We start from the raw sequence: 13,297 nt of genomic DNA on the forward strand, positions 1-13,297 counted from the left end.
ATTTCTAGCGCCGAGTTTGGACTAGTAATTGCGAATCGCTGCAAAAGCACGTTGCAGTTTGTCTGCGTCTTTTTTTCCTGGAGCGGATTCAACGCCAGAGTTTAGGTCTAATCCTAAGCAACCCAACTTAGCGGCTTGGTTAGCATTTTCTGGGTTTAGGCCACCCGCCAACATGATTGTGCTTTGGTTGTTGATTAGGTTCCAATCGAACACTTGGCCTGTGCCACCAGTTTGAGAACCCACTTTAGTATCTAGCAGGTGACGAGTCACGTTGCTTTCCAGTAATTCTGGTAGCGAGCTCTCAGCATCGGGAGCAACACCGTAAGCTTTCCAAATCTCAACGCTTTCAGGTAGTGACTGTTTTAGCTCATCGACAAACGCTTGAGACTCATCACCGTGCAATTGCACAGCGAACAGGCCTAGCTCAGAAACCGTTTTCGCAACGTCAGTAACGCTGTGGTTTTGGAACACACCCACGTAGTTCAAAGGTGCGCCGCTCATAGTCAAACGAGCCGCTTCGATATCCACATGACGCTTAGATGCTTCAACGAATATCAGACCACCGAATACCGCACCAGCTTGATAAGCCTTTGCTGCATCGTCAGAGTGAGTTAAACCACACACCTTGTTTTCACCCAGTGTTACTTTGCGTACCGCAAGCTCGAGGTTCTTCTCTGCCATTAGAGAGCTACCGATTAGGAAGCCATCTGCAAACGTTGAAAGGTCACGAACTTGTTGATGTGTGTAGATGCCAGACTCTGAAATCACAACTGCGTTTGGAGCCAGTTCGCGAATCAGCGGCGCCAACTCTTTAGTACGGTTCAAATCAGTCGAAAGGTCACGAAGATTACGGTTGTTAATGCCGATCACCTTAGCGTTTAGAGCGACTGCACGGTGAAGCTCTTCTTCGTTGCTGACTTCGGTCAATACACCCATGTTGAGTGAGTGAGCGACTTCCGCCAGCGCTTTGTACTCTTCGTCATCTAATACCGATAGCATTAGCAAGATAGCATCAGCTGAGTAATGACGAGCTAGATACACTTGGTAGGTATCAACCATGAAGTCTTTACACAGGATAGGCTGCTTAGCAATGCTGCGAACTTTAGGTAAAAACTCAAAGTCACCTTGGAAGTACTTCTCGTCTGTCAGCACAGAAATCGCGTTTGCGTGGTTGTTGTAAACAGAAGCAATGTAGTCGAGGTCAAACTCGTCACGGATTAAACCTTTTGACGGAGAGGCCTTTTTACATTCAGTGATGAAAACCGTTTGTTCTCCGCTCAGAGCGTCATAAAAGCTGCGGTCTGTTGCAGTTAGTGACGCTTTAAACTCGTCTAATGGTTGAGTCTGCTTACGTGCTTCAACCCATTGGTATTTATCACGAACGATTTTTGCTAATACTTCCGCCATTTCAGCTTCTTTGACTGAAACGTGGGTCGACAGTTTATCGGTAGTCTGTGTCATGTTCTTTGTCTCGATTCGTCGTTCGTTAGGCGTGTGCAGCAAGCTTTTGTACAAGCTCGTATGCTTTGCCAGAGTTCATCGCGTCAATTGCTTGCTGTGCGTTGGCTTTTAGGTCTTCGTGACCAAACAGACGCATCAGTAGAGCAACGTTGACTGCCACTGCGCCAACTTGAGCATCAGTGCCTTTACCCGTCAGGATATCGGTTGTGATGGCTTTGTTCTCTTCTGGCTCGCCGCCCTTGATTGCTTCAAGAGGGTGAGTGTTCAAACCAAAGTCTGCTGGTGTCACTGTGTATTCGTGAATTGTGCCATCTTTGATTTCAGCAACCATGGTTTCGCCGTGAATCGCTACTTCATCAAGGCCGCTACCGTGAACAACCGCCGCGCGCTTCATGCCCATTTGCAGCATGGTTTCCGCGATAGGGCGTACAAGCTCTTTGCTGTAAACACCCATTAGCTCGATGTTAGGGCGAGCTGGGTTAATCAGTGGGCCAAGGATATTGAAGATAGTGCGCGTTTTCATGGTTTGACGAACAGGCATCGCGTGACGTACACCAACGTGATACTGCGGAGCAAATAGGAACGCTACGCCAAGTTCATCAACAGCCGTACGCGTGTCTTCTGCTGTCATCGCTAGGTTGATACCGAACGAATCCAATAGGTCAGAAGAACCTGATTTGCTCGATACGCTGCGGTTACCGTGCTTCGCGACTTTTAAGCCACACGCTGCGGCAACAAATGCAGAAGTCGTCGAAATATTAATGGTGTTGTGACCGTCGCCACCTGTACCAACGATGTCTGCGAAATCGTAATCAGGGCGAGGGAACGGGTTTGCATTCGCAAGCAGTGCTTTCGCCGCACCAGCGATCTCATCGGGCGTTTCGCCTTTGATTTTTAGTGCAGTCAGCGCAGAAGCCATCAAGATTGGGTCTAGTTCACCCTTGATGATCACATCAAATAACTGCTGGCTTTCTTCTTGAGTAAGAGACTGCTGTTCGTAAAGTTTATTAATCTGTTCCATGATCGTTTCCTATTTTCCAGTCTTTTCAAGGCGAAGAGGTTTCTCAAGAGCCCATTCGATAGCGTTTGCTAGAAGCGTTGCACCGTAGGTCGTCATAATTGATTCAGGGTGGAATTGGAATCCACACACCTTGTCTTGTTCTTGAACCACAGACATCACCAAATCATCTACTTCAGCGGTCACCGTTAGGCTATCAGATACATGCGTTGCCACTAAAGAGTGGTAGCGAGCGATAGCCAATGGCGAAGGTAAGCCTTGGTAAGTCGCATGGTTTTGGTGTTCCATCATCGACACCTTACCATGAATGATTTCGCCAGCGCCTGCAACGGTGCCGCCATAGGCTTCAACAATCGCTTGGTGGCCTAAGCAAATACCAATCATTGGCACTTTACCTTTTAGAAGCTGAATCAGCTCTGGCATACAGCCCGCATCTGCTGGAGCGCCAGGGCCTGGTGAAAGCAGTGCAACAGGGTTGTCTAGTTCGTTGATCGCCGCTTCAACTACTTTTGCAGGAATGTTGTTACGGTAAATTTTTACGCTGTGACCTAATGAACGAAATTGGTCTACAAGGTTGTAAGTGAACGAGTCGAAGTTATCGATGAATACAATATCAGCCATGATTACGACTCCTTCTTATTTGTTAGGTTCTTAGTATGAGCTGCTTGAATCGCTGAGATAACCGCTTGTGCCTTGCCGCGAGTTTCATCGGCTTCTGCTTGTGGGTCTGAGTCAAATACGACCCCAGCGCCTGCTTGTACTTGTGCCACGCCATCTTCAACGTAAGCAGAGCGAATTACGATACAAGTATCTAGAGTCCCTTCACCAGTTAGATAACCGACTGCACCACCGTAGCTACCACGACGCGTTTTTTCTACGTCTCGAATAAGCTGCATTGCGCGGATTTTTGGTGCGCCCGTTAGCGTGCCCATGTTCATACAAGCTTGGTAAGCGTGCAGAGCATCTAAGTCTTCACGGAGCTGACCAACAACACGAGAAACCAAGTGCATTACATGGCTGTAGCGGTCTACTTTCAGTAAGTCTGCTACGTGGCGAGTGCCAGCTTCGGCAATACGTGCCACATCGTTACGCGCTAGGTCAACTAGCATCATGTGCTCGGCGTTTTCTTTCTTGTCGGTACGCAGTTCAAGCTCGATACGGCTGTCTAGGTCGAAATCGATTTGACCGTCAGGGCGCTTACCACGACGACGAGTACCAGCAATCGGGTAGATCTCGATTTGGTTGGTTTCTGTCTCGTATTTCAGAGCACTTTCTGGAGAAGCTCCGAACAGAGTAAACAGCTCGTCTTGCATGTAGAACATGTAAGGGCTTGGGTTACTTTGTTTGAGTTCTTTATAAGCCGCCAGTGGGGCAGGGCAAGGTAGAGTGAAGCGGCGTGAAGGTACCACTTGGAATACATCGCCTTTAACTACGTACTCTTTTAAATCACGAACCGTTTGGCAGAAGTCTTCATCTGAAACGCTAGGTACAGCTTCAACGTTGTCTAACGGCGTTACTTCAGTGATGGCTTTCAGGGACTGACACTGAGTTTGAATGTCGGCTAGACGGTCAGTTAATTGCGCTTTGATGTTGTCATCTTGAGCAAATAAGCTCGCGTGAAGTAGGCCTTCGTTCTCTTGGTGATCGAAACGCAATAGTGTTTCAGCTACGTAGAATACAAAGTCAGGACAATTGTTGGTTGCTTCAGCATCACCTAGTGGCTCAAAGTTTGCCACGATGTCGTAAGCGAATAAGCCCGCCATGAATAATGCGTGTTTGTTATCCGCGTCTTGCTCAAAGCTGTGCTGAACCAAACGCAGTGCATCGAATGAAGAGGCTTCTCTTAAACGTGAGTCTTCGTCTAATTCGTTGCTTGGTTCGATAAAAGTCAGCGTCAAAACGTTATCAGTAAGGTCAGATTTAATTTCTGCTTTCACGTTTTGAGTGAGATGTTCGATAAGCGCTTGACCGTTTTCAGTCAATGCTTGAAAGGTTACTTCATGTCCGCGACATACGATGCGAACAGCAGAGTCGATAAGGAGTAGGCTTGTCAGGTTCTGTTTAGATTCAATCTCGGCAGATTCCAACAAAAGACTATCAGTTTTGTTTTCACACAAAGTATGAAAAACGCTGGTTGGATCTTGCGAGTAAGGAACTGAGGAATTGATGACCTCAATGGTTCCCAGCTTTTTGATTTCAATGGCCTTGTTCACAAGACCTCCTTTATGATTCTTTAAATTTCCTGCCGTACATAGTCGCATAAAGATACCTTTCACCCAATCTAGAATATGGTCAATTCGATGATTTGTTAGTCAGTTGAATGTGAGATGTTCGACAAATTAAAAAGCCCGCTATTAAAGCGGGCTTAGTGATAACTTTTTTATAAACAAACTGTTTAATTAGAAGTACACGTTAGCCCACCAAGAACTTGTCCAAGTGCGCCACCAATTAAGCTCTGAACTTTCTTCTACTGAAGAAAGTTCTAAAACTTTATCTTTATGGTTTTGGTTAAATTCTTGTAACATGGTGAACCTATCAAATGTGATACTTCGTATTTGTGTACTAGTTAACTAGTTTTCTGCTTGCGGGTCAAGTGTGTTGACACAAATATAACGATAAAAATTGAAAACAATGAAAAAGAATATATGAGAATTGATCTACATAGTCATACAACAGCCTCAGATGGCCGACTTACTCCACCTGAGCTAATTGACCGAGCGCTTGGCTTTAACATCGAAGCGCTAGCGATTACAGATCATGACACGACTGATGGGCTTGCTGAAGCACGCAGCTACATTGCGGATAACAACCTTCCTATTCAGTTGATAAACGGCATTGAGATTTCGACTGTTTGGCAAAACAAAGATATCCATATTGTTGGGTTAAACGTTGATCCTGAGTCACCAGAACTCAAAGCGCTCATTGAGCGACAGAAGCAACACCGTATTGGACGTGCAGAGATGATTGCTCAACGTCTTGAGAAAGCGACTCGTGAAGGGGTGCTAGAAGAAGTTAAATTGATTGCGGGTGATGCACCAATTACTCGAGCACACTTTGCGAAATGGTTAGTCGACAATGGCTACGCGAAAACCATGCAGCAGGTGTTTAAAAAGTTTCTTACTCGCAATAACCCAGGTTATGTGCCGCCAACGTGGTGTTCAATGAGTGATGCTGTCACGGCTATTCATGCCGCTGGTGGACAAGCCGTACTAGCTCACCCTGGACGATATGGACTTACAGCCAAGTGGGTTAAGCGCCTGCTAGCGGCATTTGTTGAAGCGAAAGGGGATGGGATGGAAGTTGCTCAACCTCAGCAAGCGCAACAAGAAAGACGCACACTCGCAGATTATGCTATACAATACAAACTATTAGCCTCCCAAGGCAGTGATTTCCATTACCCATCTCCGTGGATGGAACTTGGACGCAATCTCTGGCTACCTTCTGGGGTCGAAGAAGTATGGAAAGATTGGGAGTTTCAAACGGTTTCACCATCTGAATAGTCTTTAGGTGAGCCAGCTCCTTCTGATGATAGAGTCGAGAGATTCGATAACGAGGATCAACAATGAGCCAGTTTTTTTATGTACACCCAGATAACCCACAAGCACGCTTAATTACTCAAGCGGTTGCGATTATTCGCAATGGCGGCGTTGTGGTTTATCCAACAGATTCCGGTTATGCGCTGGGCTGTCAGCTTGAAAACAAACAAGCACTTGAACGTATCTGTAAAATTCGTCGCATCGATGACAAGCACAATTTCACCTTGTTATGTCGTGATCTTTCTGAATTATCACTGTATGCACGCGTCGATAACGTGGCTTTCCGTCTGCTGAAAGCACACACGCCAGGTGCTTACACGTTTATCTTTAAAGCAACTAAAGAAGTGCCAAAGCGTTTGATGAACGCCAAGCGTAAAACGATTGGTATTCGTGTCCCAGACAACAAGATTGCACTCGACCTGTTGGAAGCGATGGGCGAACCACTGATGTCGACGTCTCTGATTCTTCCGGGTAACGAGACTACAGAGTCGGATCCAGAAGAAATTCGTGACAGCCTAGAGCATGCGGTTGATGTCATTTTGAATGGCGGTTACTTAGGTGAGCAACCGACGACGGTTATTGACTTCAGTGACGATGATGCCGTGGTTCTACGTCGTGGTGCTGGCGATCCTGCGCCGTTTGAATAATCGCTTTACTGATTAACAGTCTGTAACGATACAGCAAACCTGCCACAGTAAATAACAAGTGCTTTTTGGCAGGTTATTTGCGATAATACGCGACCGCGATTTGGTCGCGAAAAATTCATTCGACGTCTGTGAAGACGACAATTAGGTAGAAAAGAGTAAATGAGCGAAAAATTACAGAAGGTTTTAGCGCGAGCTGGTCACGGTTCTCGTCGTGAACTAGAAGGTTTAATCAAATCTGGTCGTGTAAGTGTTAACGGTCAAGTTGCGAAACTGGGCGAGCGTCTTGAAGACGAGAACTCAGTGATCCGTATCGATGGCCATACTGTTTCAGGCAAGGCTTCTGAAGAAGTGGTTTGTCGTGTACTTGCTTACTACAAACCTGAAGGTGAGCTTTGTACTCGTCACGACCCTGAAGGCCGCCGTACTGTTTTCGATCGTCTACCTAAGATCCGTGGTTCTCGTTGGATTTCAGTTGGTCGTCTTGATGCAAACACATCAGGCCTTTTGCTTTTCACTACTGATGGTGAGCTTGCAAACCGTCTAATGCACCCAAGCCGTCAGGTTGAGCGTGAGTACCTAGTACGTGTATTCGGTGAAGTGACTGAGCAAAAAGTTAAAAACGTTACTCGTGGTGTACAACTAGAAGACGGCATGGCTCGTTTTGAAGATGTTGTTTACGCTGGTGGTGAAGGTATGAACCATACTTTCTACGTAGCGATTAACGAAGGTCGTAACCGTGAAGTTCGTCGTCTTTGGGAATCTCAAGAAACGACAGTAAGCCGCCTGAAACGTGTACGTTACGGTGATATCTACCTTGATAAGAAACTGCCTCGTGGCGGTTGGAAAGAGCTAGATCTTCAAGAAGTTAACTACCTGCGTGAGCTTGTTGAGCTTAAGCCTGAGAAAGAGACACTGTTGGATCTTGATCCTTCAAACACTTCTCGTAAGCGTGAGCGTTCTCGTAGCCAAAAAATTCGTCGTGCTGTTAAACGTCACGAAGAGCGTGCAAACGCACCAAAAGGCCGTAGCAACCAAACTAAGCGTAAGAAGCCTGCAACTCGCGGTACTACAACACCTGATTCAGGTCGTAGCGCTCCAGCTGCAAACAAAGGTAAACCTCAGGCTAACAAAAGTAAGCCTAAACTGAACAACGGTCGTCCGGCTAAACCAGCTAAGCCAAGAACACGTCAGTAATTACGTAATTTCTTACGCGTAAAGCTTCATTAGCTGAAAGCACTGAATACTAAAAAACCTGCTCATTGAGCAGGTTTTTTTACGTCTGGAGAAATAGCAGATGCGGGATGCGAGTAACCGAGTATCGAAAACATGCTGCCATAAGTGACAGTAAGCGAGCTTTTCGCATCTCTTATCTCGTATCTCGTTTCTTTTACTTATGATTCGAAAAGTTATCGCCTTTCGCCAGTCGGTCGTAAAGCACAACATTCACTGATGCCGCTAGATTCATACAGCCGTTGGTCGGAACGTAAATCGTCTCACGACAGAAATCTGTGATTTCTTTCTTTAGCGTGCCATCTTCTGGGCCAAAAATGTAAAACGCACGTGGTGGGTGCTTGTAATCAGGTAGAGGCTTAGCACCTTCAATCAGATCAACAGCAACCGGCACGCAGCCTACTGGAATAATATCTTTCAGCTCTTCAACACCAATCAAAGGCAGGGCTAAGTGCTTTTCTTTGGTATCGGTATGGAATTTTCGCGCATGGTCGTAGCGTGTGCCAGTGTAAAACACAGAGTTGGCGCCGTAGCAGCCAGCTGCTCGCATCACTGAGCCTACGTTTTCTGGCGTCTTTGGGTTAACTAGGCCAATGCAGGCATAGCCTTTTGATTGTGTGTCTGTTTTTGCTTTGGTCATAATCAGTGAATCTAACGTTGATGATGAAAGTGATGAATCACGATGGAAAATAGCGTGATAAAAATAGCCGAGCAATGGGCTCGGCTAACTTTTAACTCGCTTACATGAATACTTGTTTACTCATGCAGATGAGCGTCAACAGCGGTATTAGTCGCGTTTCCACAGCATGTGACAGAACTTATGTTCTGGATCACGGCTGATTAACATGCGAGCAAATACGTCGTCTAGAACGTCATCAGCTTCATTCACAAGACCAATGCGCACTTCAGCGTAGATCTCTTTGTCGACTTCAAAGCCAACATGTTCAACCCAATCATCGCCAGTTTCAACAAGCTCTGCTGCGCCACGATCTTCAAACTGAGCAGTGAAAAGAATCACGTCTGCAGGCTCTAGGTTGTCAGGTGCCATCTCTAGGAAGATGTCGTATGCAGTGTCAATTGCGTCGTCATAAGACATTAGGTCGTTAGCTTCGGTCATAATAAGTGTCTTAGCTTGCGCGGTTCATGTATTTACGTTCAGCAGTGTTTACTACTACTTTGTCGCCAGTCGCGATGTATTCAGGTACTTGAATAGTAAGACCTGTAGAAAGACGAGCAGGCTTAGTACGAGCAGACGCTGATGCACCTTTGATTGAAGGATCAGTCTCTTCGATAACTAGTTCAACAGATGTTGGTAGCTCAAGCGTTGCAGCGTTGCCGTCGATAAGGATCGCGTACATGCCTTGAGTTTCTTCGTTGATGAACAGTAGTTCGTCTTCGATAGTCTCACCGTTGAAGATGAATTGTGTGTAATCTTCGTTGTCCATGAAGATGTACTCGTTGCCATCAACGTAAGAGAACATTACTGCACGCTTAGTTACGTCAATAGTTTCAACAATTTCGTCAGCCTTGTGGCGAACTTCAGTTTTAACGCCAGTTGCTACATCGTTACCACGGAAGCGGTAAATCTTTTGGCCGCCACGGCCGCCTGGTGTTGTTACTTCGATATCTTTAACGATCACTGTTTTGCTTTCTACTGTGATAGCAAAACCTTTTTTAATTTCACTTGCTCTAGGCATTTTGTGTTTGTCCTTAGTGGGTCTATCCGCTGATTATATCTCGGAGATGCTATAAATAGGAATAGCTTGAATCATAAAGTCACCTAGGCGATCATAGAGTTATAGTTAAATCATTATTTTATTTACCGAAACGACCTATGCAGCTACCCGTTATTGACCCAACACAGCCTTTTCAACCTGAATTTCAACCTGTGGTTAACGATCTGATTACCTTTCTAAAAGGTGGGTTAGGATCTAATCTGCACAGTATTTATATTTATGGCAGTGTGGCTCGTAAGCAAGCCGTCTTCGGTCGCTCCAATCTAGATGTGGTTGTGGTGACCCATCGACCGTTTCCTGACCAACGAACCACTTTGTTGAACACCATCAAATGGCGTTTCCAAAAGAGCTTCCCGCAGGTAACTCAAGTGGCGATAAAAACTACCTTAGTGAGTGAGATAGTCGATTTCGACAATATCTTCACTTGGGGTTTTATGCTCAAGCATTTAGCCGTGTGTGTGCATGGTGAAGACTTATCAGACTGCTATGGTGATTTTGAAACAAGTTGGGAAATCGCTAAGCACTGGAATATGGATGCGGAAAACTGGTTGGCGGTGTATCGCAACAAGATCGCACGAGCGACAACGCCAGAACAACAAGTCGCTGCGCAGGTGATTATTGCCAAGAAGCTTCTACGGGCGAGTTACTCACTGGTGATGTACCGCGATAAATATTGGTACGATGATCCTGTTGAATGTGGTCAACAGTTCTTGAAGTATCACCCAGATCGAGAAGTCGAAATCCAAAGGTTGGGCATTTTACTTTCTGGTCGACCAATCCCTAAACGTTCGGTGATCGGTATTCTTGATGGCTTTGGTGAGTGGTTGATTAAGCAGTATCAGAAAACCGAGTTCAGAATCGGATAGAGATTTATAACCGATCCATTGATACTAAAAAGCAGAGTGTGCTGAAGAACATATCTCTGCTTTTTTCGTTTTAAGAGCATATTGAATATAGTGCTAGAACAAACCCAACTGCTGCCCACTAACTCTTTCAAAGTCTAAACCGATGAAGGGCAGTATTGCCTCTGCGACCGGTTTAATCTGCTTGTCGATATAGTGCTGATAATCGATACCACTCTTTAAATACTCCTTGGGCTCAGGGCCACTCAGAGTAATCAAATACTCAATGCGTCCTTTATTTTGGTATTGAAGAGGGCGCCCTAACTGAGCATTGATCTCATCGGCCATACGAGCTGCGCGAACCTGCGGCGGAATGTTCTTTTGGTATTCATGTAATTTGCGGCGTAAGCGCTTTTGATACACCAATAAATCATCATGTTTGCCAGCAGAGGTTTCATCAACAAACTGTCTGACGTAGTCGGTTGGATCTTGATCGTGAAACACCATCTCATACAAGGTTTGTTGGAATTGCTGTGCGAGAGGTGTCCAATCGGTGCGTGCACTCTCAAGCCCTTTAAATATGATCTTTTCTTTATCGCCTTGAGTGATTAATCCGGCATAACGTTTCTTCGAGCCGGTTTCTGAACCTCTAATGGTCGGCATTAGAAACTTGCGATAGTGAGTCTCGTATTCCAATTCGAGTATTGAGGTTAGGTTGTGGGTCTCTTTTAAGTGATTCGTCCACCAATCGTTGATGTAAGCGACCAGTGTGTTCCCGATCTCGTCTGCTTTTTGCTGATCATAACTGCCGTTCAGAGACACGAAGGTTGAATCGGTATCGCCGTAAATCACTTGATAGCCTTTGTCTTCGATCAGAACCTTGGTTTGCTTCATGATCTCATGTCCACGCATGGTAATCGAAGACGCTAACCGGGTATCGAAGAAACGACAACCAGACGAACCTAACACACCATAGAATGAGTTCATGATGATCTTAATCGCCTGAGAGAATGCTTTTTCATTGTTCTTCTTAGCCACATCACGTGCAGCCCAAAGGTTTTCGATCATCTCGGGCAAGAAGTGTTTAGAGCGGTGGAATTGCCCACCTCGAAAGCCATCAACGGCTTGGTTTTCTGCTGGGCCTAGTTCAAGCTTCAACCCTTCAATTAGTCCCATAGGGTCAATCAGAAACGAGCGAATGATCGATGGATACAGGCTCTTAAAATCGAGTACCAAAACCGAGTCGTACAGATTGGGAATTGAATCCATCACATAACCGCCGGGGCTCGCAATCCAATTCTCTGGCTCTAAGTTCGGTGCGACATAACCCGCTCTGTGGATTTGAGGCAGATATAAGTTAGTAAAGGCCGCAACAGAGCCACCAACGCGATCCAGCTCAACACCGGTTAATCGAGAGCGCTCAATCGCGAAGTCGAGTAGGTGAGTGTGCTCGAAGATGCTGTTTACCAGTACGCAGTCTTGAAGGTTGTACTTAGCGAGTGAGGGTTTATCGAACTTAAACATTCGGTTTATCTCATCCATACGGTCATGAACGTTATGGATGTCTTTGCCTTCCCCAAGCAGCTCTTGCGATACCGACTCAAGAGACCAAGAACGGAAGTGGTAGGTCGCTGTCTTGAGCATATCAATACCATCCAAGACAACGCGCCCCGGAATCGTGATAAAACCTTGCTGATTTTGAGCAGAACTGCGGAAAAAGCTCGGTTGGTTGTCTCTGCCGATGTTGAGCTTCACTTCGTTCCATTCTGAACGTTTGTGCAGCAGCCTAAAATCGAAGTCGATAACATTCCAGCCAATGATGATGTCAGGATCAAACTCCGAGAACCAAGCTATCATCGCTTCAAGCAGCACTTTTTCGTTGACAACCCATTGGATGTTGGTGTCTGCTTCTTGTGGTTCGCCGACCATGATGACTCGGCTGTCCATCGGGCTGTCTAAGCCAATGGAATAAAGCACGCCTTTTTCTGAGCATTCAATATCAAGTGACACTACTGACAAGTTAGGTAAGTAATCACCTGCTCGGCATTTTGCGTTTGAGACTCGACGATGCTGATTTTTTTGCACAGCAGATCCGGTGAACTCAATACTTCCTTTGATAAAGCGTTCCATCAGGTATCGATCGGCGAGTCGAATATCGCTTTCAAAGGTCTGAATTTCTTCGCTGTGAAAGGCTTGTGCTAAACCAAAGCTACTTCTCGACAGTGAGGTGTAACATGCGGCGAGAGGGGTTTGATCGAATGTGGCTAGTTCTAGGGACTTGAATTGGCAATCAATCGACTCTTTCGCTGCGATTGCCTGACATTCTTCAACATCAGATTGAGCGACGAAAAATACAGGTTTTTCATTTTGAATCGTCAGCAGAGTTGGGCCTTGAGGGGAGCTTAACCACAAATCAATTTGGGTACGCCCTGAAAAGTCTCTCGCTTGTCTTGTGAGTACAAAGCCTTGCTGAATATCCAATGTAGTAACCTATTGAAATGGGGAATCGAATACTACCATCTAGCAGCTCTCTGCGCACAACAGGCAACCAAAATACTAACTAAATTCTAGTTAACAGAGGCAAATAACGGGACTCCATAAGCAAATAAGTGAAATTGTCGCGAATGGCTATTCAATGGTATTGAAAATATCTTTATCTTGTGTAATTTTATTGGGTGTTGTTTTAACTGGTTGATTTTTAGAAAAAGCTTGTTGTTTTAGTTAGCTTATTTGTTAATAAGTACTTGCTAAAGTTCGTGTTTCAGCACATATTCAACAGAGCTTTTTTTTAGTAATTAAGTTAAGATGTACTCAATGCTGCGATCCA

13 protein-coding genes and 1 other annotated feature are annotated in these 13,297 nt (G+C 45.5%); of the genes, 4 read left to right on the forward strand and 9 right to left on the reverse strand.

The window, feature by feature from the left end; all coding sequences use genetic code 11:
• Positions 1-21: 21 nt before the first annotated feature.
• The 5 genes from trpCF to LMH68_RS13685 form a co-directional block, all read right to left on the reverse strand.
• Positions 22-1,461 carry a bifunctional indole-3-glycerol-phosphate synthase TrpC/phosphoribosylanthranilate isomerase TrpF gene (trpCF, locus tag LMH68_RS13665; RefSeq protein ID WP_136982011.1) on the reverse strand — a complete coding sequence of 480 codons (1,440 nt, stop codon included), beginning with the start codon at positions 1,459-1,461 and terminating at the stop codon, positions 22-24.
• 25 nt (positions 1,462-1,486) lie between these two features.
• Positions 1,487-2,482, reverse strand: coding sequence for an anthranilate phosphoribosyltransferase (gene trpD / locus LMH68_RS13670; protein ID WP_229647081.1), 996 nt, complete (start codon positions 2,480-2,482; stop codon positions 1,487-1,489).
• Between the two features lie 9 nt (positions 2,483-2,491).
• The gene (locus LMH68_RS13675) at positions 2,492-3,100 is read right to left on the reverse strand and encodes an aminodeoxychorismate/anthranilate synthase component II (protein WP_017063544.1); all 609 of its coding nucleotides are present in this window, start codon (positions 3,098-3,100) and stop codon (positions 2,492-2,494) included.
• A gap of 2 nt (positions 3,101-3,102) precedes the next feature.
• The gene (locus tag LMH68_RS13680; RefSeq protein WP_017063545.1) at positions 3,103-4,692 is read right to left on the reverse strand and encodes an anthranilate synthase component 1; all 1,590 of its coding nucleotides are present in this window, start codon (positions 4,690-4,692) and stop codon (positions 3,103-3,105) included.
• Between the two features lie 125 nt (positions 4,693-4,817).
• Positions 4,818-4,932: a sequence feature (Trp leader region), on the reverse strand.
• Positions 4,879-5,004 carry a Trp operon leader peptide gene (locus LMH68_RS13685; protein WP_413755236.1) on the reverse strand — a complete coding sequence of 42 codons (126 nt, stop codon included), beginning with the start codon at positions 5,002-5,004 and terminating at the stop codon, positions 4,879-4,881. (Overlaps the previous feature by 54 nt.)
• 120 nt (positions 5,005-5,124) lie before the next feature.
• Between LMH68_RS13685 and rnm the strand changes: the two genes are divergently transcribed.
• The 3 genes from rnm (at position 5,125) to rluB (ending at position 7,856) form a co-directional block, all read left to right on the forward strand.
• Positions 5,125-5,979 (forward strand): RNase RNM, encoded by an 855-nt coding sequence (gene rnm / locus LMH68_RS13690; RefSeq protein WP_229647080.1) that lies wholly within the window; start codon positions 5,125-5,127, stop codon positions 5,977-5,979.
• A 62-nt stretch (positions 5,980-6,041) separates the two neighbouring features.
• On the forward strand, positions 6,042-6,662 hold the full coding sequence (locus LMH68_RS13695) for an L-threonylcarbamoyladenylate synthase (protein WP_009848751.1): 621 nt from the start codon (positions 6,042-6,044) through the stop codon (positions 6,660-6,662).
• A 159-nt stretch (positions 6,663-6,821) separates the two neighbouring features.
• The gene (gene rluB / locus LMH68_RS13700; RefSeq protein WP_017055112.1) at positions 6,822-7,856 is read left to right on the forward strand and encodes a 23S rRNA pseudouridine(2605) synthase RluB; all 1,035 of its coding nucleotides are present in this window, start codon (positions 6,822-6,824) and stop codon (positions 7,854-7,856) included.
• Between the two features lie 193 nt (positions 7,857-8,049).
• Here rluB and LMH68_RS13705 read toward each other — a convergent pair whose 3' ends face one another.
• The 3 genes from LMH68_RS13705 to yeiP all read right to left on the reverse strand — a co-directional run bounded on the left by LMH68_RS13705 (position 8,050) and on the right by yeiP (position 9,589).
• Complete coding sequence (locus LMH68_RS13705; RefSeq protein WP_017061495.1) at positions 8,050-8,532, reverse strand: RNA methyltransferase; 483 nt, start codon at positions 8,530-8,532, stop codon at positions 8,050-8,052.
• A 147-nt stretch (positions 8,533-8,679) separates the two neighbouring features.
• Complete coding sequence (locus tag LMH68_RS13710) at positions 8,680-9,009, reverse strand: HI1450 family dsDNA-mimic protein (protein ID WP_004741258.1); 330 nt, start codon at positions 9,007-9,009, stop codon at positions 8,680-8,682.
• A 10-nt stretch (positions 9,010-9,019) separates the two neighbouring features.
• Complete coding sequence (gene yeiP / locus LMH68_RS13715; protein WP_017055115.1) at positions 9,020-9,589, reverse strand: elongation factor P-like protein YeiP; 570 nt, start codon at positions 9,587-9,589, stop codon at positions 9,020-9,022.
• A gap of 137 nt (positions 9,590-9,726) precedes the next feature.
• On the opposite strand from yeiP, the gene LMH68_RS13720 reads away from it, so the two are divergent.
• On the forward strand, positions 9,727-10,494 hold the full coding sequence (locus LMH68_RS13720; RefSeq protein WP_017061494.1) for a hypothetical protein: 768 nt from the start codon (positions 9,727-9,729) through the stop codon (positions 10,492-10,494).
• 93 nt (positions 10,495-10,587) lie between these two features.
• Here LMH68_RS13720 and LMH68_RS13725 read toward each other — a convergent pair whose 3' ends face one another.
• Positions 10,588-12,951 (reverse strand): DNA polymerase II, encoded by a 2,364-nt coding sequence (locus tag LMH68_RS13725; protein ID WP_229647079.1) that lies wholly within the window; start codon positions 12,949-12,951, stop codon positions 10,588-10,590.
• Positions 12,952-13,297: the final 346 nt, after the last annotated feature.

Origin of the sequence: Vibrio sp. F13 (genome assembly GCF_020806305.2) — a bacterium.
GTDB lineage: Bacteria > Pseudomonadota > Gammaproteobacteria > Enterobacterales > Vibrionaceae > Vibrio > Vibrio crassostreae_C.

Coding starts and splice junctions, on each gene's coding strand:
- trpCF (WP_136982011.1), bottom strand. CDS start 1,461: ATGACACAGACTACCGATAAACTGTCGACCCACGTTTCAGTCAAAGAA.
- trpD (WP_229647081.1), bottom strand. CDS start 2,482: ATGGAACAGATTAATAAACTTTACGAACAGCAGTCTCTTACTCAAGAA.
- LMH68_RS13675 (WP_017063544.1), bottom strand. CDS start 3,100: ATGGCTGATATTGTATTCATCGATAACTTCGACTCGTTCACTTACAAC.
- LMH68_RS13685 (WP_413755236.1), bottom strand. CDS start 5,004: ATGTTACAAGAATTTAACCAAAACCATAAAGATAAAGTTTTAGAACTT.
- rnm (WP_229647080.1), top strand. CDS start 5,125: ATGAGAATTGATCTACATAGTCATACAACAGCCTCAGATGGCCGACTT.
- LMH68_RS13695 (WP_009848751.1), top strand. CDS start 6,042: ATGAGCCAGTTTTTTTATGTACACCCAGATAACCCACAAGCACGCTTA.
- rluB (WP_017055112.1), top strand. CDS start 6,822: ATGAGCGAAAAATTACAGAAGGTTTTAGCGCGAGCTGGTCACGGTTCT.
- LMH68_RS13705 (WP_017061495.1), bottom strand. CDS start 8,532: ATGACCAAAGCAAAAACAGACACACAATCAAAAGGCTATGCCTGCATT.
- LMH68_RS13710 (WP_004741258.1), bottom strand. CDS start 9,009: ATGACCGAAGCTAACGACCTAATGTCTTATGACGACGCAATTGACACT.
- yeiP (WP_017055115.1), bottom strand. CDS start 9,589: ATGCCTAGAGCAAGTGAAATTAAAAAAGGTTTTGCTATCACAGTAGAA.
- LMH68_RS13720 (WP_017061494.1), top strand. CDS start 9,727: ATGCAGCTACCCGTTATTGACCCAACACAGCCTTTTCAACCTGAATTT.